General features: G+C 32.5%; 3 protein-coding genes. 1 reads left to right on the forward strand and 2 read right to left on the reverse strand.

Annotated elements, in window-relative coordinates; all coding sequences use genetic code 11:
* The coding region (locus F6K13_RS23765) for an alpha-D-ribose 1-methylphosphonate 5-triphosphate diphosphatase (RefSeq protein WP_287288584.1) at window positions 1-763 on the reverse strand (763 nt) is incomplete at its 3' end.
* Between the two features lie 111 nt (window positions 764-874).
* Between F6K13_RS23765 and F6K13_RS23770 the strand changes: the two genes are divergently transcribed.
* Window positions 875-1,168 (forward strand): Dabb family protein, encoded by a 294-nt coding sequence (locus tag F6K13_RS23770; RefSeq protein WP_124146788.1) that lies wholly within the window; start codon window positions 875-877, stop codon window positions 1,166-1,168.
* A gap of 1,013 nt (window positions 1,169-2,181) precedes the next feature.
* Here the strand turns inward: F6K13_RS23770 and phnL are convergent.
* On the reverse strand, window positions 2,182-2,919 hold the full coding sequence (phnL, locus tag F6K13_RS23775; protein ID WP_124146789.1) for a phosphonate C-P lyase system protein PhnL: 738 nt from the start codon (window positions 2,917-2,919) through the stop codon (window positions 2,182-2,184).
* Window positions 2,920-3,585 lie beyond the last annotated feature (666 nt).

Below are 3,585 nucleotides of genomic sequence, written 5' to 3' on the forward strand. Positions count from 1 at the left end.
GCGAGGAAAACAATTCTGCTAAAACTGCCCCATTCTCTAAAGCTTCTTGCACATGACTTATTGTTGCATCATCGTGAGAAGCTAGGGAAATTCCATTTTGTTTTGCTAATTCAACTAATGCTTGACGATTTTTAGGAGCATATTGTTGTTGAGTTTCCTGACGATGGGCAATAAATTTATTCATTTCTGTTTCGCTAATTCCATACTTACCCATGTAATATTCTTTATATTTTTCCACACTCACAAATTGTCTTTGACCAGGAGTATGATCCATCAAAGACATGAGAGAAAGAAACGGATTATTTGCATATTTTTCTGCAGCAGTAAATATATCTTCAAAGGAAATTTCACAACGTAAATGTAGCCGATGATCTGTCAGAAGTCTACCTGTTTTTTGCCCCTCAAAAATAGCTTCAATCATTTCACCAAAACGCTTAACTCGAACAGAATTAGGTTTAATATCTCCAATGGCGATCGCGTCACAAACTGTTGTAATTCCAGAAGTAATTAAGTCTCGGTCGTGGTAAGATACTGCTGCTGCTAAAGGCCATTTTACAGCAGGGCGAGGAGACATACATTTTTCTAGGTTATCTGTATGAAGTTCTATCAGTCCAGGCATTAAATATTCTCTTTGACCATCTTGACCAATATTAACTATTCCTGGCTGAATTTCGGCTATTTTTCCATCACGAACTATGAGAGTACCAATAGTTTCTTGGTCTGGTAACTGTAGGCGATAGTTTGTGTAAATTTGTTCGTTCATATTTATTTAATCAACAGTTAATCTTAAATTAACCAATTGGAATTTTTAGTTTCTCTATAGTAACCTCTATTTCTGTTAAAATACAGGAGCAGTTTTGAAAGATTGATTTATATGATAGTACATATAGTTTTATTTAAGTGGCATCCAGATACTTCAGCAGAAACTATTACCTCGGTTATGTCTGCTTTAAAAGGAATGAAAGAGAAAGTGCCGGAAATAATTGATATATCTTGTGGGAATAATTTCTCGGAGCTTTCTCAAGGTTTTCAAAATGGTTTAGTAGTGCAATTTAAGGATCAAGTTGCTCTTGATGCTTATGCAAAAAATGCCTATCATCAAGAAATTATTAAGACTTTGATTAAGCCAATTTTGGCAGATAAAATTACTATTGATTATGAAGTTTAACTATTGTAAGCATTTCCTGCGGAATGCTGCGCAAACAGCTAGCTCGCAGTCAGCTTTTAGCTGTTTCATAAATAATGAATATACACTGCTAAGGTCAAGGTTAGTTTTTTTTACAATACTTTGAATTATCCTTAAATATCTCAATACTAATTCCTGCTATAAAAAGCAATGAATTAATAGCTTATAGCTGACCGCTGAATGCTTACTAACTATTTTCATTATTTCGAGGGAAGATCAATAAAAGTATGACAAAAGCCAAAAGGCTCATTAAGGCTAATTATTGATATTCTATGGTTTCTAATTTTTCATAAGCTCTAACTTTACTTTTGCGATAAAATACAAAACTTTCAACCTTCTCATTTTTTTCTTTTTCTAGATGTTGTTTTTAATAAAAACTACCCCATAGTCAAAAAATGATACTGTTCAATGAAAAATGTTTTAAATTCACTATTTTGGCTGGAAAATTGTTTAAGTTTCATTGTAAGTATTCAGCTATTAGCTGTCAGTTCGAGCGCAATAAAACTTTCCTATGAAGGAAGTGTTTAAATGAATATAGACTTTAACCTCAAAGGAACCTGTTTTTGTAAGATTTAATTATCACTGGATTCTGACTTAATAATACCCCTTAATATCTAAGCATTCAGCCATAAGCAGTTAGCTCTCAGCTTTTTAATTAATAAAGCAGCCATCTGCTTAATTTCATAATACATTTTCAACTAATTATTGGAAATATCTCAATTACTTTTTCCTCCTTTAAAGGTAATAAAAAAAGCTGATAGCTGATGGCTGATAGCTGAATGCTTACCTGAATATAGGGTTTAATAAAGCTCAAAAGCAATAGTTGATGACTCATAGCTGACGGCTGAATGCTTAGGTTTCATTAAACATCTCCAAAAATCAAAAATAAAATCAATTATCGTACATAAATTATCAATTATTTCCCCCTACTCTGTACGGACGTTTCATGCAAAATTCCTACTTCCTACTCCCTATTTTATGGAGATATCTATTAACTAAATTCCAAACATAATTTCCCTGGTACAAAGTCTTCTTTTTACTTCTTCATCATGGAAAATGCCGATTAAACCACACCCATTAACTAGGCGTTTTTCTAAAAGTTCAATTACTACTTGACGATTGACAGAATCTAGAGCTGATGTTGGTTCATCTAATAATAAAATTGGATAATCAACTGTTAAGCTTCTGGCGAGATTAATTCGTTGTTTTTCACCTCCAGAAAAAGTAGTAGGAGAAAGATGCCAAAGACGTTTTGGTAAATTCAATAGATCGAATAATTCTGCCACTTTTTGATAGGCTACTTTTGGCTCAGTTCCTAATTCTAATAAAGGTTCTGCTGCTACTTCTAAAGCTGCCACACGAGGAATTACTCGTAAAAATTGGCTAACATAACCAATAGTATTTTTTCGTACTTCTAATATTTGATGGGGTGCTAATTTAGGAAGATCGACCCAGGTAGATTTATGTTTGATTAAAACCGAACCTTTATCGACTCGATAGTTACCGTAAAGGCAACGCATAAATGTAGATTTTCCCGAACCAGACTTACCAGATAAAGCAATACATTCTCCTGCTGTTAAACTGAGAGAAATATTTTTTAAGACTGATAATTTTACTCCGCCTTGGTTGTGTAAAGTAAAGCTTTTTTCTAATGCTTCTGCTTTTAATAATAAAGAGTTTTCTGGGAAAGTATTTTCTGGCTGATTATTTGCTGTTAGTAGTTGAATAGTCATTTCAGTTATCAATTATTAGTTATCAGTTATCAGTACATCTTGCTGTTTGCGCAGCATTCCGTAGGAAAGCAAGAGGATTGAAATCTAGAATATTCTGTTTTCTCATCCCTTGAAAAAGGGAAGCTATTAACCATAATTTTTCGGTCATAAATCATTTTTCATATTTGAGTACTGTAAGATGTTGATAGTGATTTTTTTTTTGTTTCTCGTAAGTTGGGTAAAACCAAAAAATATGGCAAATATAGCAATAGTTAAAAGTCAAATTATTGCGATGGCTGAAACTAGAAAATTTGATAATTATTTACCTAATATTTAACTATTGTATAGGTTTTGGCGAGATAATTTATCCTCTTAACGAAACCTATCATTATGATAATTTTTGCCTAATTATTTTGCTTGTATTTTGAGTAGTCGATAAATTTCGACCACACTATTTTCTAGCTGATGATTAGTTATTAAGGTTTGAGTAGTCATCAATAATTTCTTATCTCTAAGTCAGGTGAGATACTAATGCTGAAAAATTTGCTTCTCACCATGTTGGGTCAACGCAAAAAAGGTTAGATAATTTGATAATTCCTTAGTCAATATTCAACTACTGTATAGTTGTTTTTGATTGTCATATTGCTGAAACAAGCAAAGGGATGAGAATTTCTTCCTAATTTTTTT

Origin of the sequence: Okeania sp. SIO2B9 (assembly GCF_010672505.1) — a bacterium.
Classification (GTDB): domain Bacteria; phylum Cyanobacteriota; class Cyanobacteriia; order Cyanobacteriales; family Microcoleaceae; genus Okeania; species Okeania hirsuta.